The organism is Pseudomonas sp. GW456-L12, from assembly GCF_059424045.1.
In genome coordinates this window covers 24,886-50,539 of sequence record NZ_JBWKZA010000002.1, presented here as the reverse complement: position 1 = coordinate 50,539, position 25,654 = coordinate 24,886, and the positions used below count along the sequence as shown (strand labels likewise).

Below are 25,654 nucleotides of genomic sequence, written 5' to 3'. Positions count from 1 at the left end.
TTTATTTTTCAAAGGTTTATGTAACGGCCGCGGCTTTTTCCCGCGGCTCTACGTGCAAGCACAATCCGCGCAGGAAACCCCATGATGGACGCGTTCGAACTCCCCAGCACTCTGGCTCAAGCCCTTCAACGCCGGGCGGCTCAGACCCCCGATCAAGTGGCCTTGCGCTTCCTTGCCGAAGAGCAGGATCAGAGCGTGGTCCTCAGTTATCGCGACCTGGATCTGCGTGCCCGGACCATCGCCGCGGCGTTGCAGGCCAATGCCGCTCTGGGCGATCGAGCGGTGCTGCTGTTCCCCAGCGGCCCGGACTATGTCGCGGCGTTTTTCGCCTGCCTGTATGCCGGGGTTATCGCGGTGCCGGCCTATCCACCGGAGTCGAGCCGACGCCATCACCAGGAGCGGTTGATCTCGATCATCGCCGACGCCGAGCCGCGGCTGCTGCTGACCAGCAGCGGGCTGCGCGATTCCCTGGCGCAGATGGACGAGCTGCAAGGTGCCGACGCGCCGCAACTGCTCTGCGTGGATACCCTGGAGGCGAGCCTGGCCGAAGGCTGGAGCGCCACCGAACTGCGCGGCGACGACATCGCCTTCCTGCAGTACACCTCGGGCTCCACTGCCTTGCCCAAGGGTGTGCAAGTCAGCCACGGCAACCTGGTGGCCAACGAACTGCTGATCCGCCGCGGCTTCGGTATCGACCTCAACCCCGACGACGTGATCGTCAGCTGGCTGCCGCTGTACCACGACATGGGTCTGATCGGCGGCCTGCTGCAACCGATCTTCAGCGGCGTGCCCTGCGTATTGATGTCGCCGGCGTATTTCCTCGGCCGACCGTTGCGCTGGCTGGAGGCGATCAGCGAATACGGCGGCACCATCAGCGGTGGCCCGGACTTCGCCTACCGCCTGTGCAGCGAGCGGGTCAGCGAGTCGGCCCTGGAACGCCTGGACCTCAGCCGCTGGCGCGTGGCCTATTCCGGGTCCGAGCCGATCCGCCTGGACACCCTGGAGCGCTTCGCCGAGAAGTTCGCCGCCTGCGGTTTCACCTCGAATCATTTCTTCGCCTCCTATGGCCTGGCCGAAGCCACCCTGTTTGTCGCTGGCGGCACCCGTGGCCAGGGCATCCCGGCCCTGCGCCTGGACGAGCAGGCCCTGGCGCAGAACCGCGCCGAGCCGGGCACCGGCAACGCCATGATGAGCTGCGGCACCAGCCAGCCCGAGCACGCGGTGCTGATCGTCGAGCCCAATACCCTGGCCGAGCTGGAAGAGAACCGGGTCGGTGAAGTCTGGGCTGCCGGCCCGAGCATCGCCCATGGTTACTGGCGCAACCCCGAGGCCACGGCCAAGACCTTTGTCGAGCATGCCGGCCGGACCTGGCTGCGCACCGGCGATCTGGGTTTCATGCGCGATGGCGAGCTGTTCATTACCGGCCGCTTGAAAGACATGCTGATCGTGCGTGGGCACAACCTTTATCCACAGGACATCGAGCAGACCATCGAGCGTGAGGTCGAGGTGGTGCGCAAGGGCCGGGTCGCGGCGTTCGCCGTCACCGAGCAGGGCCAGGAAGGCATCGGCATCGCCGCGGAAATCAGCCGCAGCGTGCAGAAGATCCTCACGCCGGACGCGCTGATCAAGCTGATTCGCCAGACCGTGGCCGAGGCCTATCAGCAAGCGCCGAGCGTGGTGGTCCTGCTCAATCCCGGCGCCCTGCCCAAGACGTCCAGCGGCAAGCTGCAACGTTCGGCCTGCCGCAACCGTCTGGCCGATGGCAGCCTCGACAGTTACGCCCAGTTCTCCGATAACAAGCTCCCGGATCGCCAGGCGGCGGTCGGCGAGGCCAGTGGCGAAGCGACCCGCGAACTGCAAGAGCTGATCGGCCGCATCTGGCGCGAACAGCTGCAAGTCGAGCAAGTAGCGAGCGACGATCACTTCTTCCTGCTGGGCGGCAACTCCATCGCCGCGACCCAGGTCGTCGCGCGCCTGCGTGAAGCACTCGGCCTGGAGCTGAACCTGCGCCTGCTGTTCGAGGCGCCGACCCTCGGCGCGTTCGCCGCGCAGGTCGCCCAGTTGCAACAGGATGGCGGCCTGGCCCAGGGCGCGATCAACGCCTTGTCGCGCGCCGAGGCGCTGCCTCAATCCCTGGCGCAGAATCGCCTGTGGATCACCTGGCAGCTCGACCCGCACAGCAGCGCCTACAACATTCCCGGTGGCCTGCGCCTGCGTGGCGAGCTGGACGAAGACGCCCTGCGCGCCAGTTTCCAGCAACTGATCGAACGCCACGAATCCCTGCGCACGCGCTTTTTCGAGCACGACGGCCAGGCGCTGCAACAGGTCCTGCCGGCCAGCGAATTCAACCTGCAGGTGATCGACCTCAGCGACCTGCCGCTGGCCGAGCGCGAGGTGCGGGCGCAACAGCTCCGCGAGGATGAGGCCCGTGCCCGGTTCGACCTGGAACAAGGCCCGCTGCTCCGGGTGACCCTGGTGCGCCTCGACGACGAGGAACACCAACTGCTGGTGACCCTGCACCACATCATCGCCGACGGCTGGTCGCTGAATGTGCTGATCGACGAGTTCTCGCGCCTGTATGCCGCCGCCGTGCAAGGCCAGGCGGCGAGCCTGGCGCCGCTGCCGTTGCAGTACGCCGACTACGGCAGCTGGCAGCGCCAGTGGCTGGCCCAGGGCGAAGGCGAACGGCAACTGGCCTACTGGAAACAGCAGTTGGGCGACGAGCACCCGAGCCTGAGCCTGGCCACCGACCACCCGCGTTCGGCGCAACGGCAACACAGCGCCGCGCGGCACAGCCTGCGCCTGGGCGCGAGCCTGAGCGAAGCCATTCGCCAGACCGCCCAGGCCCATGAATCGACGCCGTTCATGCTGTTGCTCACGGCGTTCCAGAGCCTGCTGCATCGCTACAGCGGCCAGCGCGACATCCGTATCGGCGTGCCCAATGCCAACCGTCCGCGCCTTGAAACCCAGGGCCTGATCGGCTTCTTCATCAACACCCTGGTGCTGCGCGCCGAGGTGGACGGACGCCTGCCTTTCGTTGATCTATTGGCGCAGACTCGCCAGGCCGCGCTGCAGGCCCAGGCCCATCAGGACCTGCCGTTCGAGCAACTGCTCGAAGCCTTCCCCCAGGCCCGCGAACAGGGTCTGTTCCAGGTCATGTTCAACCACCAGCAGCGCGACCTCAGCGCCCTGCGCCGGCTGCCCGGGCTGCTGGCCGAGGAGTTGCCGTGGCACAGCCGCGAGGCCAAGTTCGACCTGCAACTGCACAGTGAAGAAGATCGCAACGGCCGCCTGAGCCTGTCGTTCGACTACGCCAGCGAACTGTTCGAGGCCGCGACCGTCGAGCGCCTGGCCGAGCATTTCGTCAGCCTGCTGCGCGAAGCCTGCGCGCGTCCGCAAACCGCCATCGCCGACCTGCCGTTGCTCAACCCCTGCGAGCAGGCGCAGCAGCAACAGTGGAGCGAAGCCCCGTGCGCGGCGGCCAGCCAATGGCTGCCCGAGCTGCTCGAGGCACAACTGCAGCAGGCCCCGGAACGCACCGCACTGGTGTGGCAGGGCGGCGAGCTGAGCTTTGCCGAGCTGCATGCCCAGGCCAACCGCCTGGCCCATTACCTGCGCGACAAGGGGGTCGGCCCGGATGTCTGCGTGGCCATCGCCGCCGAGCGTTCGCCGCAGCTGTTGATCGGCCTGCTGGCGATCGTCAAGGCCGGCGGCGCCTATGTGCCGCTGGACCCGGACTACCCGGCCGAGCGCCTGGCCTACATGCTGGCCGACAGTGGCGTCGAGCTGCTGCTGACCCAGACCCAGCTGCTCGAGCGCCTGCCCCAGGCCGCGGGCGTCAGCGCCATCGCCATGGACAGCCTCAAGCTCGACGGCTGGCCGAGCCATGCGCCGGGCCTGCACCTGCACGGCGACAACCTGGCCTATGTGATCTACACCTCCGGCTCCACCGGCCAGCCCAAGGGCGTGGGCAACACTCACGCGGCCCTGAGCGAACGCTTGCAGTGGATGCAGAACAGCTACCGCCTGGACGCCAGCGATGTGCTGATGCAAAAGGCGCCGATCAGCTTCGACGTGTCGGTGTGGGAGTGCTTCTGGCCGCTGATCACCGGCTGCCGCCTGCTGCTGGCCGCGCCGGGCGAACACCGCGACCCGCATCGTATCGCCCAGTTGGTGCAGCAATACGGCGTGACCACGCTGCACTTCGTGCCGCCGCTGTTGCAGCTGTTCGTCGAGGAGCCGCTGAGCGCCGGATGCAGCAGCCTGCGCCGGCTGTTCTCCGGTGGCGAAGCCTTGCCGGCCGAATTACGCGACCGGGTGCTGGAGCAACTGCCGAACGCTCAACTGCATAACCGTTACGGCCCGACCGAAACCGCGATCAACGTTACCCACTGGCACTGCCGCAGCGTCGATGGCCAGCGTTCGCCCATCGGCCGTCCGCTGGGCAACGTGGTCTGCCGGGTGCTGGACGCCGACCTCAACCCGGTGCCGATAGGCGTGCCGGGCGAGCTGTGCATTGCCGGGGTCGGCCTGGCCCGTGGTTACCTCGGGCGGCCGGGGCTGAGCGCCGAACGTTTTGTCGTCGACCCGCTGAGCAGCGAGGGCGCGCGCCTGTACCGCACCGGCGACCGGGTACGCTGGGCGGCCGATGGCGCGCTGGAATACCTCGGGCGTCTCGACCAGCAGGTCAAGCTGCGCGGCTTTCGGGTCGAACCCCAGGAAATCGAAGCGCGCCTGCTGGCCCAGGAGGGCGTGGCCCAGGCGGCGGTGCTGGTGCGCGAGACCGCGGCCGGTGCGCAACTGATCGGTTATTACACCGCCAGCGCGGATGGGGAAGAGGAGGGTGCGCAGATCGAGCGCCTGAAAACCGCCCTGGCCAGTGAGCTGCCGGAGTACATGGTGCCGGCGCAACTGATGCTTCTTTCGGCCATGCCCCTGAGCCCGAGCGGCAAGCTCGACCGCCGTGCCTTGCCGGAACCGCAATGGCAGGTGCGTGAACACGTTGAACCCGTCACTGAGTTGCAACAGCAGATCGCGGCGATCTGGCGCGAGGTGCTGGGGCAGCAGCGCATTGGCTTGCGCGATGATTTCTTTGCCCTAGGCGGCCACTCGCTGCTGGCCACGCAGATCATTTCCCGGACCCGCCAGGCCTGCGACGTCGAGTTGCCGCTGCGGGCCTTGTTCGAAGCCAGCGAGCTGGGCGACTTCGCCGAGCAGGTGCGGCTGATCCAGGAAGCCGGCAAGCGTAACCAGCAGCCGCCGATCGCCAAGGTCGATCGCAGCCAGCCTGTGCCGTTGTCTTATTCCCAGCAGCGCATGTGGTTCCTCTGGCAGATGGAGCCGGACAGCCCGGCCTACAACGTTGGCGGCATGGCGCGTTTCAAGGGCGTGCTGGATGTCGGGCGTTTCGAGGCGGCGCTGCAGGCGCTGATCCTGCGTCACGAAACCCTGCGCACCACGTTCCCTAGCGTCGACGGCGTGGCCCAACAACGGGTGCATGGGGAAACCGGCGTGCGCATGGGCTGGAAGGATTTCTCCAGTTTGGATGCAGCGAGCCGCGAGCAACGCCTGCAACAGCTGGCCGACAGCGAGGCGCACCGGCCGTTCGACCTGGAAACCGGTCCGCTGCTGCGCGCCTGCCTGGTCAAGGCGGCGGAGCATGAGCACTACTTCGTGCTGACCCTGCACCACATCGTCACCGAAGGCTGGGCGATGGACATCTTCGCCCGTGAGCTGAGCGCGTTGTACGAAGCCTTTATCGACGACCGTGACTCGCCGCTGGAACCGCTGCCGGTGCAGTACCTGGATTACAGCGTCTGGCAGCGCCAGTGGCTGGAGTCCGGCGAGCGTCAGCGCCAGCTGGATTACTGGACTGTGCAACTGGGCAACGAACACCCACTGCTGGAACTGCCGGGCGACCGGCCGCGGCCGCCGGTGCAGAGCCACCGGGGTGAGTTGTACCGCTTCGACCTCAGCGACGAGCTGGCGGCACGGGTACGGCGCTTCAATGCCGAACACGGCCTGACCCTGTTCATGACCATGACCGCGACCCTGGCTGTGCTGCTCTATCGCTACAGCGGCCAGACCGACCTGCGCATCGGCGCGCCGGTGGCCAACCGCATCCGCCCGGAAAGCGAGGGGCTGATCGGCGCCTTCCTCAACACCCAGGTACTGCGTTGCCAGCTCGACGGGCAGATGAGCGTCTTTGATCTGTTCGAGCAGGTGCGGCATACCGTGATCGAAGGCCAGTCCCATCAGGACCTGCCGTTCGACCACCTGGTGGAAGCCCTGCAACCGCCGCGCAGCGCCGCCTACAACCCGCTGTTCCAGGTGATGTGCAACGTCCAGCGCTGGGAGTTCCAGCAGAGCCGCAGCCTGGCCGGCATGACGGTCGAGTACCTGGCCAACGATGCGCGGGCCACCAAGTTCGACCTCAACCTGGAAGTCACCGACCTCGATCATCGCCTGGGTTGCTGCCTGACCTACAGCACCGACCTGTTCGACGAGCCGCGCATCGCGCGCATGGCGGCGCACTGGTGCAACCTGCTGGAGGCCTTGATCGCGGCCTTGATAGAGAGCCCCGAGCAGCGCCTGAGCGAATTGCCGCTGCTCGACCGCGTCGAACAACAGCAACTGCTGGACAGCCTGGGCGTCGAACCCGGCGAACACCGCCTGGACCAGTGCATCCACCACCTGTTCAGCGAACAGGCGCTGCTGCGCCCGGACGCTCCGGCCCTGACATTCGCCGGGCAGACCCTGAGCTACGCCGAGCTCGACAGCCGCGCCAACCGCCTGGCCTGGATGCTCCGTGAGCGTGGTGTCGGCCCGCAGGTGCGGGTTGGCCTGGCCCTGGAGCGCTCGCTGGAAATGGTCGTCGGCCTGCTGGCGATCCTCAAGGCCGGCGGCGCCTACGTGCCGCTGGACCCGGAATACCCGCTGGACCGCCTGCACTACATGATTGAAGACAGTGGTATCGGCCTGCTGCTCAGCGACGCGGCGATGTTCCAGGCTTTGGGTGAGTTGCTAGCCAGCGTGGCGCGCTGGTGCCTGGAAGAGGACGGCGCGCAACTGGCCAACTACCCGGCCAGCGAGCTGCCCTTTATCAGCCTGCCGCAGCACCAGGCGTACCTGATCTACACCTCGGGCTCCACCGGCAAGCCCAAGGGCGTGGTGGTGTCCCATGGCGAGATCGCCATGCACTGCCGCGCGGTGATCGAGCGCTTTGGCATGCGCCCGGACGACTGCGAGCTGCACTTCTACTCCATCAACTTCGACGCCGCCACCGAGCGTCTGCTGGTGCCGCTGCTCAGCGGCGCCCAGGTGGTGCTGCGGGCGCAGGGGCAGTGGGACGCGCAAGAGATCTGCCAGCTGATCCGTGAGCACCGCATCAACATCCTCGGTTTTACCCCGAGCTACGGCAGCCAGCTGGCGCAGTGGCTGGCAACCCAGGGCCAGACCCTGCCGGTGCGCATGTGCATCACCGGTGGCGAGGCGTTGACCGGCGAACACCTGAGCCGCATCCGCGCGGCGTTCAAGCCGAGCCTGTTCTTCAACGCCTACGGCCCCACCGAAACCGTGGTCATGCCGCTGGCCAGCCTGGCGCCGGAACAACTGGAAGAGGGCGCTGGCAGCGTACCGATCGGCACCGTGATCGGTGAGCGCGTGGCCTACATTCTCGACGCCGATCTGGCCCTGCTGCCGCAAGGCGCCACCGGTGAGCTGTATGTCGGCGGGGCCGGCCTGGCCCAGGGTTACCACCAGCGTCCGGGCATGAGCGCCGAGCGTTTCGTGGCCGACCCGTTCAGCGCTAAAGGCGGGCGCCTGTATCGCACCGGCGACCTGGTGCGCCAGTGCGCCGATGGCCAGGTGGAATACATCGGCCGGGTCGACCATCAGGTGAAGATTCGCGGCTTCCGTATCGAGCTGGGGGAAATCGAAAACCGCCTGCTGGAACATGACGCGGTGCGCGAAGCGGTGGTGCTGGCCCTGGACATGCCGGGCGGCAAACAGCTGGCTGGCTATCTAGTCAGCGACGTTGCCGAGCAGGGTGACGAGCAACAGGCGGCCCTGCGCGAAGCGATTAAGGCCCAGCTTAAAATCCACCTGCCGGACTACATGGTGCCCACCCACCTGGTCCTGCTGGCGAGCATGCCGCTGACGGCCAACGGCAAGCTCGACCGCCGCGCCTTGCCGGCCCCGGACCTGGAACTCAACCGCCAGCAGTACGTGGCGCCGAGCAACGAGCTGGAGCAGACCCTGGCCCAGGTCTGGTGCGACGTGCTGAACCTGCGGCAGGTCGGCCTGCACGACAACTTCTTCGAACTGGGCGGCGACTCGATCCTGTCGATCCAGGTGGTCAGCCGCGCCCGTCAGTTGGGCATTCATTTCAGCCCGCGGGACCTGTTCCAGCATCAGACCGTGCAGGCCCTGGCCGCGGTGGCCAGCCGCAGCGAGCGGATCGTCGCCGAGCAAGGCTTGCTCAGTGGCGAGTCGCACCTGACACCGATCCAGCACTGGTTCTTCGACAGTGCGATCCCCGAGCGTCAGCACTGGAACCAGGCCCTGCTGCTGGCGCCGACCCAGGTGCTCGATGGGCAGTTGCTGGAGCAAGCGCTGCACGCGCTGCTGGCCCAGCATGACGCCCTGCGCCTGCGCTTCACCCAGGTCGACGGCCAATGGCGGGCCGAGCACCAGCCGCTGTCCGAGGCGCCACTGCTGATGCAACTGCGCGTGGCTTCCATGGAACAATGCCCGGCGCTGTTCGCCGAGGCGCAGCGCAGCCTCGACCTGGCCAACGGACCGCTGTTGCGCGCGCTGTTGGTGGACGGTCCGGATGCGCAGCAACGCCTGTTTATCGCCATCCACCACCTGGTGGTCGACGGCGTGTCCTGGCGGGTGCTGCTGGAGGATCTGCAAAACCTCTACCGCCAGCTTGAAGCTCAGCAGACGCCGCGCCTGCCGGCGAAAACCAGCGCCTTGCGCGATTGGGCGTCACGCCTGCAGGCCTATGCCGGCAGCGAGTCGCTGCGCGAAGAGTTGAGCTGGTGGCAGGACCAATTGGCTGGCCCGGCGGCGACGCTGCCGGTGCAGCACGCCCAGGGCGGGCGGCAGAACAAACATGCGCGGACCGTCAGCGTGAAGCTGGATGCCGAACGCACCCGGCAGCTGCTGCAACAGGCGCCGAGCGCCTACCGCACCCAGGTCAACGACCTGCTGCTGACCGCCCTGGCCCGCGTGCTGTGCCGCTGGACCGGCGAAGCGTCGGCGCTGATCCAACTGGAAGGCCATGGCCGCGAAACCCTGTTCGACGAGATCGACCTGACCCGCACGGTCGGCTGGTTCACCAGCGCTTACCCGCTGCGCCTGACCCCGCTGGCCATCGAAGCGGCGGCCGGGCAGGGCGCCTCGATCAAGGCGATCAAGGAACAGCTGCGCGCGGTGCCGCATAAAGGCCTGGGTTATGGCGTGCTGCGCTACCTGGCCGACGGGGCGATCCAGCAACGCATGGCGGCCTTGCCGCAGGCGCCGATCACCTTCAACTACCTGGGCCAGTTCGACCAGAGCTTTGCCAGCGACGCGCTGTTCCGTCCGCTGGACGAGCCGGTGGGCGCCGCCCATTCGCCGCAAGCGCCGCTGCCCAACGAGCTGAGCGTCGACAGCCAGGTCTACGCCGGCGAGTTGGTGCTGCGCTGGACCTTCAGCGGCGAGCGTTTTGATGTGCAGAGCATCGACGCGCTGGCCCAGGCCTACCTCGGCGAACTGCACAGCCTGATCGTCCATTGCCTGGAGGACGATGCCGGCGGCCTGACGCCGTCGGACTTCCCCCTGGCACGCCTGACCCAGGCGCAACTGGACGCGCTGCCGGTGCCGGCCAGTGCCATCGAGGACGTCTACCCGCTGACCCCGATGCAGGAGGGCATGCTGCTGCACACCCTGTTGGAGCCGGGCACCGGCCTGTACTACATGCAGGACCGCTACCGCATCGACAGCGAGCTGGACCCGGCGCGTTTCGCCCAGGCCTGGCAGGCAGTGGTGGCCCGTCACGAAGCCCTGCGCGCGTCCTTCTGCTGGAACGTCGGCGAAGACATGCTGCAGGTTATCCACAAGCCGGGCAGCACGCCGATCGAGTTCCTGGACTGGAGCGCTGTCGCGCAAGACGAGCAGGAACCGAAGCTGCAGGCGCTGCTGAAAAGCGAGCGCGAGGCCGGTTTCGATCTGCTCAGCCAGGCACCGTTCCACCTGCGGCTGATCCGCGTGGGGGCCGCGCGCTACTGGTTCATGATGAGCAACCACCACATCCTGATCGATGCCTGGTGCCGTTCGCTGTTGATGAACGACTTCTTCGAGATCTACACCGCCCTGGGCGAAGGTCGCGAAGCCCAGCTGAGCGTGCCGCCACGCTACCGCGACTACATCGGCTGGCTGCAACGCCAGAGCCTGGCCGAGGCGCGCCAGTGGTGGAAAAACAACCTGCAAGGCTTCGAGCGCACCACGCCGATTCCGAGCGACCGGCCGTTCCTGCGCGAACACGCCGGCGACAGCGGCGGCATGATCGTCGGTGACTGCTACACCCGGCTCGATGCCCGCGACGGCGCGCAATTGCGCGAGTTGGCGCAGCAGCATCAACTGACCATCAACACCTTCGCCCAGGCGGCCTGGGCCCTGGTCCTGCGGCGCCTGAGCGGCGATCGAGACGTGCTGTTCGGCGTCACCGTGGCCGGGCGTCCGGTGGAAATGCCCGAGATGCAGCGCACCGTCGGCCTGTTCATCAACAGCATCGCGCTGCGGGTGCAGCTGCCGGAGGACGGCCAGCGCCTGAGCGTGCGTCAATGGCTCAGCAGCCTGCTGGAACGCAACATGGAGCTGCGCGAGTACGAATACCTGCCGCTGGTGGCGATCCAGGAAAACAGCGAACTGCCCAAGGGCCAGCCGCTGTTCGACAGCCTGTTCGTGTTCGAGAACGCGCCGGTGGAAGTCTCGGTGCTGGACCGCGCGCAAAGCCTGAACGCCACCTCGGATTCCGGCCGCACCCACACCAACTTCCCGCTGACCGCGGTGTGCTACCCGGGGGATGACCTGGGGCTGCACCTGTCCTACGACCAGCGCTACTTCGAGCAAGCGACCATCGAGCGCATGCTCGGCGAGTTCAAGCGCCTGCTGCTGGCGCTGGTGCAGGGCTTCCATGGCGACATGGCCGAGCTGCCGCTGCTGGGCGCAGAAGAGCAGGACTTCCTGCTCGCCGGCTGCAACCAGAGCGAGCATGAGTACCCGCTGCAGCGCAGCTACGTCGAACTGTTCGAGGCCCAGGTGGCGGCGCATCCGCAACGCATCGCCGCCAGTTGCCAGGACTTGCAATACAGCTATGCCGAACTGAACCAGCGCAGTAACCGCCTGGGCCACGCCCTGATCGCCAACGGCGTGGGCCTGGACCAGCCGGTGGCCCTGCTGGCCGAGCGCAGCCTGGACCTGCTGGGCATGATCATCGGCAGCTTCAAGGCCGGCGCCGGCTACCTGCCGCTGGACCCGGGCCTGCCGGGCCAGCGCCTGGGGCGGATCATCGAGCTGAGCCGCACGCCGTTGCTGGTGTGCACTGCGGCCTGCCAGGAACAGGCGCAAGCCTTGCTGGACGAGTTCGCTTGCGCCAACCGACCACGTTTGCTGGTGTGGGAGGAGGTGCAAGCGGCCGATCATTCGCAGGACAACACGGGGATCTACAGCGGCCCGGACAACCTGGCCTATGTGATCTACACCTCGGGCTCTACCGGCCTGCCCAAGGGCGTGATGGTCGAGCAGCGCGGCATGCTCAACAACCAGCTGAGCAAGGTGCCGTACCTGCAATTGAGCGAGGCCGATGTGATCGCCCAGACCGCGTCGCAGAGCTTCGATATTTCGGTCTGGCAGTTCCTCGCCGCGCCGCTGTTCGGTGCGCGGGTGGACATCGTGCCGAACGCCATCGCCCATGATCCGCAAGGCTTGCTGGCCCATGTGCAGGCGCAGGGCATCAGCGTGCTGGAAAGCGTGCCGTCGCTGATCCAGGGCATGCTCGCCCAGGAGTCCATCGACCTCGATGGCCTGCGCTGGATGCTGCCGACCGGCGAGGCGATGCCACCGGAGCTGGCGCACCAATGGTTGCTGCGTTACCCGCAGATCGGCCTGGTCAACGCCTACGGTCCGGCCGAGTGTTCGGATGACGTGGCCTTCTACCGCGTCGACATGGCCTCGACCCGTGGCAGCTACCTGCCGATCGGTACGCCGACCGACAACAACCGCCTGTACCTGATGGATGGCGCGCTGGACCTGGTGCCACTGGGCGCGGTGGGCGAGCTGTGCGTCGCCGGTACCGGGGTCGGCCGTGGTTATGTCAGCGATCCGCTGCGCACCGCGCAGGTGTTCGTGCCGCATCCGTTCGGTGCCCCGGGCGAACGCCTGTACCGCACCGGCGACCTGGCACGGCGCCGCGCCGATGGCGTGCTGGAGTACGTCGGGCGTATCGACCATCAAGTGAAGATCCGTGGCTACCGCATCGAGCTGGGGGAAATCGAAGCCCGCCTGCACGAACAGCCGGAAGTTCGCGACGCTGCGGTCGGCGTGCAGGAAGGCGTCAACGGCAAGCATTTGGTGGGGTATTTGGTAGCCAGCGACTCGGCCCTGAACCCGACGGAACGCCTGGAGCGCATCAAGCAACGCCTGCGCGTCGAGCTGCCGGAATACATGGTGCCGCTGCACTGGCTGTGGCTGGAGTGCCTGCCGCTCAACGCCAATGGCAAGCTCGACCGCAAGGCCCTGCCGGCCCTGGAGATCGGCCAGTTGCACAGCCAGGACTACCTGGCACCGCGCAGCGAACTGGAGCAGACCCTGGCCGCTATCTGGGCCGAGGTGCTCAAGGTCGAGCGGGTCGGGGTCCAGGACAACTTCTTCGAGCTGGGCGGGCATTCGCTGCTGGCCACGCAGATCGCTTCGCGGGTGCAGAAAACCCTGCAACGCAACGTGCCGCTGCGGGCGATGTTCGAATGCAGCACGGTGGAGGAGCTGGCGCAGTACATCGACGGCCTGGCGAGCAGTGAAATCAGCGAGGAGAAGGTCGATCGCCTGAGCGATCTGATGGCGGAGCTGGAGGGGTTGTAATCCAGGGTTGTCGGCGCTGGCCCTATCGCGAGCAAGCTGAACTGGCCTGATAATCCGGGACACCCCAATCGGGCGCCATGATGGCGCCCAAATCTGCACCTTCGTCTGGCAGGGCCTTACCATCGAGGCCCTGCTCACTTCCGGCTGGCCCGAGTGCTACCGCCACATCCACGGTTATCCGCTGCCCATCTTTGAAACCGGCTCCCGCTCCCGCTTCGAATGCGCCGACAACATCGACGCGGCAGGCGGCGTAGCAGATGTCGCTGTTCTAAAAAACTCGGCCCTTCGGGTCGAATTATTCATCCCTCACCGTGCGAGATTAGAGTCCTTAGCAGAACTGCTCATGGGGCTCGCAATGAATTTTTGAAGTATCTCCGCGACCAAGGCGATTCAGTCTTGCACTTATAGTGATTCGAGTTAATCCATCTTCCAAATTTGACTTTTGACGCTAACTTTAGTGGCTATGCTCTTACAGTGGGTTGACTATCAAAGTCATTGCCGCGCCAGCAATAATGGCAGATCGTTATTTTGGAGTTTTTATGGACATGGAGCTGTTTGAAGCGAGCCATTACCAAGCCCCCGAGACACCAAAACGCCATTGATGTTCTGCTTGCACGCCTCCAGTTATTTCAACGGCTATGTTTTGGAGAATTAAAATGTCCAATGAAAAGTTTGACCGCGTCACAGCGAATTTGTCTGTTGCCGATATAAGCACTGCAATCGCTACCGGTTTGCAAAGAGCGCTTGATACTCGTGGAGAAGCGTTGCGCGATAAAATCCTTATTTATGGTGGAAGGATTGACTTCAACATTCAAGTGCTCCCCCAAAGCGCGGTAGGCGAACTCAAGGAAGTTGCCAATATTGGCAAGGTCTAGGTTTTTCGGCATTTTTTCGTCAAGCCAATAGGGACAGAAGGAATGCTGGTGGAGGGAATAAAATGCCACCCAAATCGTTGGAAAAATCCCGCCGATTGATTGAGAACGGTCGAAATAAGGAGCTTCTGTGCCCAAGTGCTCAGCCGGAATGGGAAGGAGCGAAAATATTCGGGGTGGTGAATGGCACGGTGGCAGCTCCTGAAGTAGCTTACCTTTCACAAGCAATACCCATGACGAAAGAGCTGGCTGAATCAACAGTCCCTGTCAGTCCGGCAGAGGTATTTCGCATTTCCGCACCCTGTGCGGAAATGCGATGCCAGCACTACAAGGAAGGAGGCTGCCAGCTTGTATCGCGCACCGTAGAGAAATTAAAAACGGTCACAGACAAACTTCCCCGTTGCTCGATAAGAGCCTCCTGTCGCTGGTGGAATGAACAGGGCCCCGATGCCTGTTTCCGCTGTCCGCAAGTTGTAACCAATAGTTTTTCCCAGGACGAGATGATCATTATTGCGGCAACCCCGATATAGCTCAAAGTGTGAGTCTCGTTGAACTGATCAACTTGCACTCTCTGATATGAACTTTGAGTCTATTTGCCACTTCTGGAGGGGAGTCGAAGGGACCGGCTGTGCCGCTCTTCGATATCTCACTCAAGAGTGTCGAAGGTATACACATCGTTCAGGTGTTCAGCAGCCTACATGGATTCCATCATCTTCTGTGGGGGCAAGTTTGCTCGAAAAAACTTCCAGGCTTGCACGGCCCTTAGGACTTGTCCGATTGACGGCAACCCTTCACCGGCACAGTCTACCGAGGCTTTTTCGCAGCCCACCTGACAGGAGACAGTTGATGCCCTTCGCGACTATTGATGGACAAGCCCTTCACTACCTGGACCAGGGCCGCGGCCCGGCGGTGCTGCTGGCCGGCAGCTACCTGTGGGACCTGAACATGTGGACGCCGCAGATCGAGGCGCTGTCCCGGCAGTACCGGGTGATCGCCCTGGACCTGTGGGGCCACGGCCAGTCCGGCGCTCTGCCGCAAGGCACTGCTTCACTGGACGATATCGCCCGGCAGGTGCTGGCGCTGCTGGATCATCTTGAGATCGAACGCATTACCCTGGTCGGCCTGTCCGTGGGCGGCATGTGGGGCGCGCGCCTGGCCCTGGCGGCGCCGCAACGCATCAATGGCCTGGTGCTGATGGACACCTACCTCGGGGCCGAGCCCGAGCCGACCCGCCAGTACTACTTCTCGTTGTTCAAGCAGATCGAAGAGGCGGGGACCATCCCGTCGCCGCTGCTGGACATCGTGGTACCGATTTTCTTCCGTCCTGGCATCGACCCGCAGTCGGCGCTGTACCAGGACTTCCGCGCGGTCCTCGCGGCACTGCCCAGCGAACGCCTGCGCGAAAGCGTGGTGCCCATGGGCCGCATCACCTTCAGCCGCGCGGACCTGTTGTCGCGCCTGGACCAGCTGGACCCCAAGACCACCTTGCTGCTGTGCGGCGACCAGGACAAACCGCGCCCACCTGCGGAAACCCGGGAAATGGCCGAGCTGATTGGTTGCGCTTATCAGCTGGTGCCCGAGGCGGGGCATATCTCCAACCTGGAGAATCCGGCGTTTGTCACCGAGGCTTTGTTGAAGTTTTTGGCGGAGCGGTATTCCTGCTGATGCCTCGGCGGCGTTTGGGCTGACGTCATCGCGGGCAAGCCTCGCTCCTACAGAAGCATGCAATCCACTAGGGGAAATGCGGCCTCTGTAGGAGCGGCCGGTCGACGCTCGATTGCCCGCGATGCGACTGCGTAATGTCGACGAATCTTCCGGTTGACGGCGCTTCTGTAGGAGCGAGGCTGGCCCGCGATTCGATCTTACGGCCACCACCCGACCCTCTGCTATAGTCGCGCCCGGCGCAGGCCCAAGCACCTGCGCCGGGCGTTTTCATTCAGGGACAGGGGCGATGACGGAACAGATTTACTGGCGCGATATCGAGGATCTGGCGGGCAACTGGAACGGCCTCGGGGTGGAGGTCAAGCGCCCGGCCAGCGGCAAGCCGAACCTGCGCCTGCTCAGTGGCAACCACCGACGCATGCAACTGGTGCTGGGGGACCAGACGCTGCTCTGGGGCACCATGTCCCGCTGCCTTTACGGCGTGTGGCTGGTACGCAATCACCTGCTGGAGCAACTGCCGCAAACCCTGGTGGGGCCCATCGATTCGCCCCAGGTGGAGCAACAGCTACGCCTCGACCCGGCCCTGCGCCTCAAGGCCTGGAGCCGCTTTTTCGTCCAGCAGTTGATGCAGCACCAACCGGACTTTTTCTACCCCGGCTACTGGCTGGTACGGGCCCTGCGCCCGGAATCCCTCCAGCCGATGCGGCCGTTGCTGAGCGGCACCGAAGCCTGGTACTTCAAGGGCGGCGAAGACGCCCTGAGCCATATGCCGCAGTGGGCGATCTACGGCCGCAACATCCTCGACAACCGGCAACCCGGCGCGGCGCGCTGGGTCGAGTTGGGCGAGAGTGGCGGCGCGGTGGTCGGCCTGCATGCAGTGGACCCGCATTCCGGGCGCCTCAAATGGTGGCGCAAGAAAGCCCGCGAGGGCAGCTTGCCGCCCATCCTGCTGTGGTACGTCAGCGGCCTGAGCTGCCACCTGATTCTCGATGGCCATTACCGCTTGCAGGCGGCCATCGATGAAAACCTTCCACCGGAGTTCCTGGTGCTCAGCTCGCCGCGGCTCTTTAGCTATCGCCCGAACCCGCAAGAGCAGCAGAAGGTGCTGGGGGCGCTGCAGATGCAGATCCAGCGCAAGAACCTGGAAACGGTGCGCTTCAACCAACTGCTGATCAGCACCTTCGATGACCGTCCGTATCACGGCTTCGGCAGCCAGTCGTGGGCCGGGATTGCCTCGGAAAAGGTCTGGGTCGATCAGGTCAGCGCCGTCCTCAACGAACGGGCAGACACCGGCGAGCTGGAAAACATCCTCGCCCGCGAAGCACCGGACGAGTTCGCCTGAGCCTTACGCACAAATGCCGAAATCTGACACGCCCCTGTAGCCGCTGCCGAGCCTGCGAGGCTGCGATCGGGCTGGGCGGCATTCCGACGAAGCGGCCGTAAACCAGGCGACGGTCTTTTGCCTGACACACCGCATGGGCAGGTTTGGCGCCTGCTGCGCCCAAACGCGGACCGAGCCAATCTTATGCACAGGCGTCGAATGCTGACGCGCCCCTGTAGCCGCTGCCGAAGGCTGCGATCGGGCGCGAAGCGGCCGTAAACCAGGCGACGGTATCTTGCCTGACACACCGCATTGGCAGGTTTGGCGCCTGCTGCGCAGTCGATCGCAGCCTGCGGCAGCGGCTACGGTGGGGCGATTCACTTTCTTTTGTAAGGCTTTTCCGAGAAGCAGTTTGCCGCTTGAGTGTGGGTGTCCTGGCGCATTAGCCTGCACAGGTCATCGCGAAATCGATGGCCGGATGTGCAAGTCCGAAAAACATATCAGGAACGTACGAAGACCCAGAAGTAATTGCTGGGTGTTCATATCCACTGTGTTGAGGACCGCATCCATGAAAAAGCCAATTCCTGCATATCGCTACCCTGAACTGAAGACTGCCAATCAGACCTTGCGCCAATCTCTGGCCAATTCGCCTGCCGAATCATTCGATGCTCTTCCTGCCACTGTGGCAGGGCCGGTAGGTCCGGATTCTCTTTTCTGTGTACGCGAAGGCATCAGCGCCGAAGAAGCCCTGGTGCATGTCTCGCTCTTGCTCAAATGCGCTGAAGAAGTCAGCGATGAAATCACCGAACGCGGCAGTGGCCTGGAGCGTGGGCTGATCTGGTCGATGGTCCATTCCGTGGAAATGGCCAGGGCGGTGGTGGATGCGTTGCTGGATGGGCGCGGTGCCCGTTGAACCGATACTGTTTTTTGAAGCGCGCATCGTGAGCGGGTTCGCCCCCACAGGGGCCTGATGGTCGTTTCACAATCAGGTACCCGTGGGGGCGAGCGCTCAGGTCAGCGTCAGGCGCTGACGGTGTTCAACTTGGGGTCTGTTCTTCCAAAGCATTCAGTTTTGCCAGAAAGGCAGCAGGCCCCATTCTTTGCAGCGGGAATTTGCCGCGACTCACCGCATCGAAGTAGCGCAGCGACCCCCACAGTTCAAAATCCCCCACCAGATAGACCCGACGTTTGGCCCGGGTGAGGGCAACGTTCAGCAGGTTAGGCTTGGAGGCAGCCCACTGCGCCGCTCCCGCATGCTCGGTGTCTGCCCCCAGCAGCATGAACACGGTGTCTTGCTCCTTGCCCTGGAAGGTATGCACGGTGCCGATGGAGGCTTTCAACCACTGCTTCAACTCGCCCGCAGGTAACTTCGGGCGATGGTTGGGCCGGGCCCAGGCCGCCATGCGTATGGCTTTTTGCAGGGCCAGGCGCACGGCCTTGAACGGCGAGATCACGTACAGCTGCGGCAGCTCTCTATCGCGTGAGTAGAGTTGTCCGAGAAGATCGACCATGAACTCGATCTGCTGGGGGACAACCTGTTTGTGTTTGACATTGCCAGGGATATCGACCCAGCAACTGGAGCTGTACACAGGGGCGTCCTGTTCGGCGTGGGCATTGGGCAGGCCAAAGACCATCTTGTTACCGTAGGCGATCTGATTCGACAGGCTGAACATGGGTTCGATGCAGCGTCTGTGGACCCGCAACGGGCTGCCGATCCACAGCTCTTGATCGGTGTCGTTCTTGAACACGCTGCCATACAGATTGTTGTGGTCCGCCAGGCTTTGCACCGACACACGATTGGGGGCGAAGGCATCGTTCGCCGTGTGTACCGATAGCTGGCCCAGGGTCTTGACCAGGCGTTGCGGCAGGGTGAAGACCGGCTCGATTTGCAGGGGGTCGCCCACCACCATGGCTCTTTGTGCCCGCCACAAGGCACCGACGGCGGCCTGGGGCACGGCCTGTCCCGCCTCGTCGATGTACAGCCAGCCCAAAGAGCCAGCACCCAACCCACGGAACTGGTTGGCAAAGGAGGCAAAGGTGCTCGAGACCACCGGGATCACCATGAACAGGCTTTGCCAGAGCACCTGGGTCAGTCGCTCATCCTCGGGTGTCTTGTTGCTCAGCAACAGGCTGATGGCGGCGAGGTTGGCGCTGAAGCCCTTGCCGTTCGAGCCTGAGGGCGCCACCTCGGCCAGCCAGGCTTCATGCAGGGTCAACGCCGCGGCGAACAAGGTCGAGCGCAAGCGATTGAGTGCTTCATCATGCCAAAGCCCATTGATCTGGAACTCGCTGTTCTCCAGCTCACTGAGCTGGCTTGGCAAATTCGGACGGCCCAGGCGGCTGGCGAAATCGTCCAGGCATCGGCACTTGTCTTGCCATTGCGCCAGACGGGTATCGAGTTCGCTTTTACAGAACAGCAATGCGGTTTGCGCGCTTTCAAGTTCTGGTCTGAGGCTTTTGTTCAGAAGGCTTTTCGCGCGGTTGATCTCTTCATGCGCCAGACGCTGAAGCCGGGCATTTTCCAGTTGTTCGTCACGGTGGGTTTTAGCTGCTTGAGTATTGAACAAGCGCTTCCACCAGACCGGACGGCTGCGATCTATCAGGCGCTCCAGTTCCTGAAGGCTGCTCAGATGTTGCGCTGATGCCTGAAGTTGCTGTTGCTGTTGGTCGAGGGCTTGCTGGGCGGACGCCCTGGTCTGTTCGGCCTGATCGAATGACTGTTGCTGAAGGTGCAGGAAGGCCTGTTCATCGGTAGCCGCCATTTCTTCCAGCAGGCTGGCGTAACGGGCTCGTTCCTCCAGTGCTTTGCTGACCTCCTCATCGGCTTTTTTGAAGGCTGCGCTGGCATCCTTGAAGGTGGGACCCTTGTATTCATCCACCCATTGCCGAATCGTCAGTGGCCGATTGGGCTCGGTGGAGTCTACCGGGGCGAAGAACATGCGCTCCTGCAGGACCTTTCGGTTGTTGCTATTACCGAGCGCGGCGCAGATCAAGCCCCAGGGTTTGTCCTCGTCGGACAGGTCGCTGATGCTGCCATCGCTTTTTTGTGCGGCAATCTTATGGGCGACCGGTTGCAGGTACTGCACGTCGTTCCAGCATTTTCCCAGGGATTTGCGTTTGGGCAGGTCTCGGGAAATGTTTTCCACGGCGGCATTGTTGGAGGAGGCCACCACCATTTCATAGCCGGTCAACTCAGGTTTGAGCGCGCGGATGGTGTAGGTATTCGGCATGCCCTTGAAGGTGACCTGCGGTTTTTTCCCGCCGACGAAAGCATCTTCCGCCTCGCTGTATCCCGCCAATACCCGCGCCCGACGCACGATGTTCTCGGCGAACATATCGCGCAACAACGTCGTTTTGCCTGTCCCGGGTGGTCCGTTAACGGAGAACACTCCGCTGTTTTCCAAGGTGCCGAGCGCGGTATTGATCGCGAACTGTTGCATCAGGCTCATGGCATGGCCCGGCTCATCCGGCCAATGCCCGGGGTTTATGCATTGCGGTTGCAGGGCCTGGTAAATGGCCTTGCGGCCATTGTCGGTATACAGGTCGATTCTTTTGCCCGGGTCGGCTTCGCCCAGGTATTGAAGCAAAGGCAGCGGTTGTTCTGCGCGTTGCAGGCTGGCGATCGCACGCTCGATGTCTTTTATGAAAAAGCTGTTGAGGATGTCGATCTCGGTATCGGGCTCTTCTTCGTCCTCGACTTCCGTTGCCTGTGCCGCAGAGGGTTGCGTGAGTGGTTTCTCGACCTTGGGCTGGGTCAGCACTTGAAGCAATGCGACCGAGCTACCGCTGTTTTGCTCAGGCGTGAAACTGGCCCAGTTGCACAGCAGTTGATGCAGATGCATGACTTCCTCAGCCATCAAGGCTGGGTCATCGTTTTGCTGACGCTGTCCGTGGAAGTTGTGCAGCAGTTTGATCAACTGCTCCTTGGCGTCCTCGAAGGCTTGATGGCCAAGCGCACCAAGCCCTTTGCTCACTGTTTGCCCCAGGGCCCAGGGAGCCGTCGACAGTGACACGGCATCCAGTTGCGGGACGGCTTGAGCATTGAGCTTGATCTTGGCGAAGCAGGTAAACCCTTCAAGCTCCACCCGTTCCTGCTCTTCGTAGAAGGTGTTCTCGTCTACCGATAAAGCGGCCAGATACGGTTCGCAAAGAGTCGCAATGACGGAGGCGTCAAAGACCCCGATATAGAGATTGAAGCCTTTGACTTGAAGGTCTTCAGGTATGGAAAAGTTGCGCCAGTGGCTGTCCTTGCTCTGCTGGAGAATTTCCTGGGAGAGCCATCGGGTCTCCCATTCCTTGAAGTCCTCAACATATTTCCCGAGGGCATAAGGTAGAAAGAATTCCACCTTGTGCCAGTAGTCGAGAATGTCTAAAAGCCTAGCTTGTCCTTGAGCTGTCAAAACGTCACATCCCTGTCTGCGTGAATAAAGGCAGTAGTGTAACGCTGTCGGTAAGGCTAAAGGCCATTAGTGGTCAGGTCGTGGCGCATCTCATTTATTTGGGCCCGAAAATCTTGCCCAGCTTGTCCGGCGCGGGCGCGCCTTGTTGCTGTTGCAGCTCGCCCTTGTCGTCCATGTAGAAGATCGCCGGGGTGGCGGACAGCTCCAGTTCGTCCATCAGCGCCATGTTGGCGTCGAGCTTGGCCTGGACTTCGGCGGGGATCTTGGCCAGGGGCTTGAGGCTGCTGCCCTTGCCGGCTTTCTCGTGCTCCTGCAGGGCTTTCTGCGGGTCTTTGGCGGCCAGCAGGGCGGCGGATTTGCCCGGGCTGTCTTCGCGGATGATGCCGACCATGATGTGCCGCAGCTGGACCTTGCCGGCGTTCACCCAGGGCCGCGCCTGTTCCCAGAACATGTTGCAGTAGGGGCAGTTGGGGTCGCTGAACAGGTAGATCACGCGCGGCGCGTCGGCCTTGCCATCGGCGATCCAGTTGCTCTTTTCCATCTTGGCCCAGACGGCCTTGGCCATTGGCGCGTACACCAGTTTCTGCAGCGGCTCGGCGCTCAGGTCCTTGCCGTCGGCGTCGTACAGATTGCCCAGCAGCACATGCTTGCCGTCCGGCGTCAGGTACAGGGCCATGCCGCGGTTCTGGTACTGCGCGGCATAACCCTTGAGGCCGTCCGGGGCGTCAAAGCGGCCGACGATCTTGGCGCCTTTGGCTTCGATGTTCTTGATCGCCTGGGGCAGTTCTTCGGCGTGCAGCAACGGTGCCTGGAGCAGCGCCGCGCCCAGGGACAGGCTCAGCAGGTGGCGGATGAAAGGCATGGCAATTTCCTTGAAGGGGCGGCCTGCGTGGCCGTGGTCGAATGCGGTGAGTCGAAATGTTCCAGGGCGCGGGCCAGGCTGGCTTCGGACAGCTCGCCCAGGTGGCTGCCGAGCAGGCGCCCGTCGGCGCTGTAGAACAGCGTAGTCGGTAGCGCCATGGAGCCCACGGCCTTGCCAAGGCGGCCGCTGCCGTCGAACAGCACGTTGTTCAGGTTCAGCTCCTGGGTGGCCAGGAAGGTGCTGACGCTCTGCATGCTTTCGGCCTGGTTGACGAACAGGAAGGTCAGGTCCGGGCGCTGCTGCTGGGCTCTTTCCAGCACCGGCATTTCCCGACGGCAGGGCGGGCACCAGGTGGCCCAGAGATTGATCACCAGCGGTTTGCCCTGGTAGCTGGTCAGTTGCACGGTGGCGCCGTCGGGGTTGCGCAGGGCGATTTCCGGCAGCCGCGTGCCTTGTTCGAAGAGGCTCAGGGACAGGGTGGCGAGCAGCCAGAACGCCAGGCCGCTGCCGACCCCGGCGCCCAGCGGCTGGCGCAGGGCTGGGCGGCGCCAGCCCCAGGCGAGGGCGGCCAGCAGCAGGACGATAGCCCCCGGCCAGGCGAGGAAACCGCCGTCGCGCAGGTCGATGATTTGCCACAGGTCGTGGCGATAATGCTTCCAGTAGGCGACCACGAAGCCGATGCGCGCCGCCAGCATGCCCAGCAGGAACAGGCCGAACAGCACCGATTCCGGGTTCTCGCCACCGCGCTTGGCGACTCGCCAGCCGACAAGGGTGGCCAGCGCCAGGGCACTGATCAGCAGCAGGTGGTTGAGCGCGATGGCAAAGGTGCCGATGGTAAAGGTCAGCATCAACGGGCTTCTCGGGTAGCGGTCCAGCGTTGCAGGAAGGCAGCCGCGTCTACCTCACCGGTAATCCGCTGGCTGCGGCGTTCTTCGCCGTCCGGGCCGATCCACAGCAGGCTCGGCGGCCCCGGCACTTTATACCGGTTGAGCAGTTCGCGGCTGGCGGCGTTGTCGGCCGTCACATCCAGGCGCAGCAGGCGCACGTCTTTCAGGGCCTCGAGGACCTGGGGTTGGCCGAACACCTGTTTTTCCATGATCTTGCAGGACACGCACCAGTCAGCGTAGTAGTCCAGCAGCACCCACTGGTCCTGGGCCCTGGCCGTGTCGAGGGCGCCTTGCAGGGCGGCCGGGTCGTTGACGGTGCTGAAGGCGTTGTGGGCGCTGACGGTCGCCACGCCATTGCCGCCGCTGTAGACCTTCAGCGGTCGCCACAGGTCGTCGCTGCCACCGGCGGCGCCCACCAGCAACAGGCTGCCCCACAGGCCGAACACCACTGAACCTGCGCCGAACAAATGACCGGCGCGCCCGGCCGCACGCATCTGCTGCCAGGCGGTGTAGGCCAGGACCAGCGCCAGCGCGCCCCACAGGCCGATCCACAGCGATTCGTCGAGCACCGGGCGCAGCAGCACGATGGCGGTGCCGAGAAAGAGGAAGCCGAACACACCCTTGAGCAGGTTCATCCACGGGCCCGGCTTGGGCAGGAAGCGGTTGCCCACGGTCACCAGCAGCAACAGCGGCAGGCCGATGCCCAGGCCCATGACGAACAGGATCAACCCGCCGTGCAGGGCGTTGCCGCTCTGGGCGATGTATAGCAGGGCGCCGGCCAGCGGCGCGGTCATGCACGGGCCGACCAGCAGGCCGGACAGGGCGCCGAGCACCCCGGCGCCGACCAGGCTGCCGCCGTTGCGTGAGCGGCTGGCGTTTTCCAGGCGATCGCGCAGGGCCGCCGGCAATTGCATCTCGAAGAAACCGAACATCGGCAGCGCGAGGATCACGAACACCGCGGCAAAGCTGCCCAGCAGCCAGGGCTGTTGCAGCAGGGCTTGCAGGTTGGCGCCGAGCAGCGCGGCCAGCACGCCCATCGCGGCGTAGACCAACGCCATGCACACCACATAGCTGCCCGCCAGGGCGAAGCCGCGCCGTGGGCTGGCGCCGCTGCCCACCACCAGGCCGGCGAGGATCGGCAGCATCGGCAGCGAGCAGGGGGCGAAGGCCAGCAGCAGGCCGAGGCCGAAGAACACCAGCAGGCTCCAGCCCAGGGCCCGCTGTTGCAGGCCGCTGGCCAGGGCCTGGTCGCTGGCCTCGGGGGGATTGCCGGCGATGGCCGGGCTGCCGCCCAGGTCGACTTCCAGAGATTGCGGCGGGTAGCACAGGCCAGCGTCGGCACAGCCTTGCCAGCCGACCTTGACCTTGCCGGTGGCGCCGGCGGGGATTTTCAGTTCCAGGCCCTGGCGATACACCTGCTGCGCGCCGAAGAATTCGTCGCTGTGGGACTCGCCCTCGGGCAGCGCCGGGGTGTGCGCCTCCGCCAGGCCGTCGAATTTCAGCCGTTGCTGATACAGGTAATAGCCGTCGGCGATCTGCCAGAACAGCTGGGTTTCCCCCGACGCCAGGCGTTCGGAGGTGAAGACGAAGGCTTTGCCGACCGGGAGAAAGTCGGGTTTGACCTCGAACGGGTTGTTACCCGCCTGGGCCAGGCCCGACAGCAGCATGAACAACAGGATGAACAGACGACGCATGGAAAAGCCTTAAACCGGTGCAAGTGACCGCACAATGGCCGATGGCGATTAACCGATGATTAACCCTGCACGCCTTGTGGCACTAGCGGTGCAGGCATAATGTCGGCTTAATCGGCGCTGGTTTTAATGCCCACTTTTCTACAGGTTCCACCATGCACGTACTTGTCTGTGAAGATGATGAGCTGATTGCCAGCGGGATCGTGGCCGGCCTCACGGCCCAGGGCCTGACGGTCGAGCACGTGGCCACCGCCTCGGCGGCGCGGGCCATGCTCGGCGTGGCGGAATTCGACGTGATGGTGCTCGACCTCGGCCTGCCCGACGAAGACGGCCTGAAACTGCTCAAGCAACTGCGCCACAACGGCCTGGAAATCCCCGTGCTGATTCTCACCGCGCGGGACTCGGTCACCGACCGGGTCGACGGCCTGCAGGCCGGCGCCGACGATTACCTGCTCAAGCCCTTCGACCTACGGGAACTGGCGGCGCGCCTGCATACCCTGTTGCGCCGGGTGGCGGGGCGCAGCGTCAACCTGATCGAGCACGGCCGCCTGACCTACGACCCGAGCACCCGCGAAACCCAGCTCGGCGGCCAGCCGGTGGACCTGTCGCGGCGCGAGCAGGCGCTGCTCCAGGCGCTGCTGCACAACCGTGGCCGGGTGCTGTCCAGCGAGCAGCTCAAGGACAGCGTCTACGGTTTCAACGACGAACTGGAAAGCAACGCCCTCAACGTGCACATCCACCACCTGCGGCGCAAACTCGGCAACGGCATCGTCGAGACCGTGCGCGGCCTGGGCTATCGCCTGGGGCCGGCGGATGGCGGGGAGGAGTCGTAAG

General features: G+C 64.2%; 11 protein-coding genes. 7 read left to right on the top strand and 4 right to left on the bottom strand.

Translation table 11 applies throughout. The annotated features are described in order from the left end of the window. The first annotated feature begins 81 nt into the window (after window positions 1-81). The 6 genes from AC07Y9_RS02640 (at window position 82) to AC07Y9_RS02615 (ending at window position 17,893) form a co-directional block, all read left to right on the top strand. Window positions 82-13,125, top strand: coding sequence for a non-ribosomal peptide synthetase (locus AC07Y9_RS02640; protein WP_102679594.1), 13,044 nt, complete (start codon window positions 82-84; stop codon window positions 13,123-13,125). Between the two features lie 656 nt (window positions 13,126-13,781). Next, window positions 13,782-14,000: a hypothetical protein gene (locus tag AC07Y9_RS02635; protein WP_007922888.1), complete on the top strand. Its 219-nt coding sequence runs from the start codon at window positions 13,782-13,784 to the stop codon at window positions 13,998-14,000. 62 nt (window positions 14,001-14,062) lie between these two features. Continuing rightward, entirely contained in the window at window positions 14,063-14,527 is a 465-nt protein-coding gene (locus tag AC07Y9_RS02630; RefSeq protein WP_096375044.1) for a nitrogen fixation protein, read from the top strand. A gap of 316 nt (window positions 14,528-14,843) precedes the next feature. Further along, window positions 14,844-15,662 (top strand): alpha/beta fold hydrolase, encoded by an 819-nt coding sequence (locus AC07Y9_RS02625; RefSeq protein ID WP_102679593.1) that lies wholly within the window; start codon window positions 14,844-14,846, stop codon window positions 15,660-15,662. A gap of 286 nt (window positions 15,663-15,948) precedes the next feature. After that, the gene (locus tag AC07Y9_RS02620) at window positions 15,949-17,001 is read left to right on the top strand and encodes a hypothetical protein (protein ID WP_102679592.1); all 1,053 of its coding nucleotides are present in this window, start codon (window positions 15,949-15,951) and stop codon (window positions 16,999-17,001) included. 547 nt (window positions 17,002-17,548) lie between these two features. Continuing rightward, window positions 17,549-17,893 (top strand): DUF6124 family protein, encoded by a 345-nt coding sequence (locus tag AC07Y9_RS02615; protein ID WP_102679591.1) that lies wholly within the window; start codon window positions 17,549-17,551, stop codon window positions 17,891-17,893. Window positions 17,894-18,017: 124 nt separating this feature from the next. On the opposite strand, the gene AC07Y9_RS02610 is transcribed toward AC07Y9_RS02615, so the two are convergent. From AC07Y9_RS02610 to dsbD, 4 genes are all read right to left on the bottom strand, one after another. Then, a complete protein-coding gene (locus AC07Y9_RS02610) occupies window positions 18,018-21,380 on the bottom strand; it encodes a DEAD/DEAH box helicase (RefSeq protein ID WP_102679590.1) in 3,363 nt (1,120 codons plus the stop codon). 94 nt (window positions 21,381-21,474) lie between these two features. Beyond that, window positions 21,475-22,242: a thiol:disulfide interchange protein DsbG gene (dsbG, locus tag AC07Y9_RS02605; protein WP_102679589.1), complete on the bottom strand. Its 768-nt coding sequence runs from the start codon at window positions 22,240-22,242 to the stop codon at window positions 21,475-21,477. Continuing rightward, complete coding sequence (locus AC07Y9_RS02600) at window positions 22,218-23,090, bottom strand: TlpA disulfide reductase family protein (protein ID WP_102679588.1); 873 nt, start codon at window positions 23,088-23,090, stop codon at window positions 22,218-22,220. The genes dsbG and AC07Y9_RS02600 overlap by 25 nt, the downstream gene beginning before the upstream one ends. Next, window positions 23,090-24,823, bottom strand: a complete 1,734-nt coding sequence (gene dsbD / locus AC07Y9_RS02595; RefSeq protein WP_102679587.1) for a protein-disulfide reductase DsbD — start codon at window positions 24,821-24,823, stop codon at window positions 23,090-23,092. The genes AC07Y9_RS02600 and dsbD overlap by 1 nt, the downstream gene beginning before the upstream one ends. A 152-nt stretch (window positions 24,824-24,975) precedes the next feature. Here dsbD and AC07Y9_RS02590 point away from each other — a divergent pair, with 152 nt between their 5' ends. Further along, window positions 24,976-25,653, top strand: a complete 678-nt coding sequence (locus tag AC07Y9_RS02590) for a response regulator (RefSeq protein ID WP_007922871.1) — start codon at window positions 24,976-24,978, stop codon at window positions 25,651-25,653. Window position 25,654 lies beyond the last annotated feature (1 nt).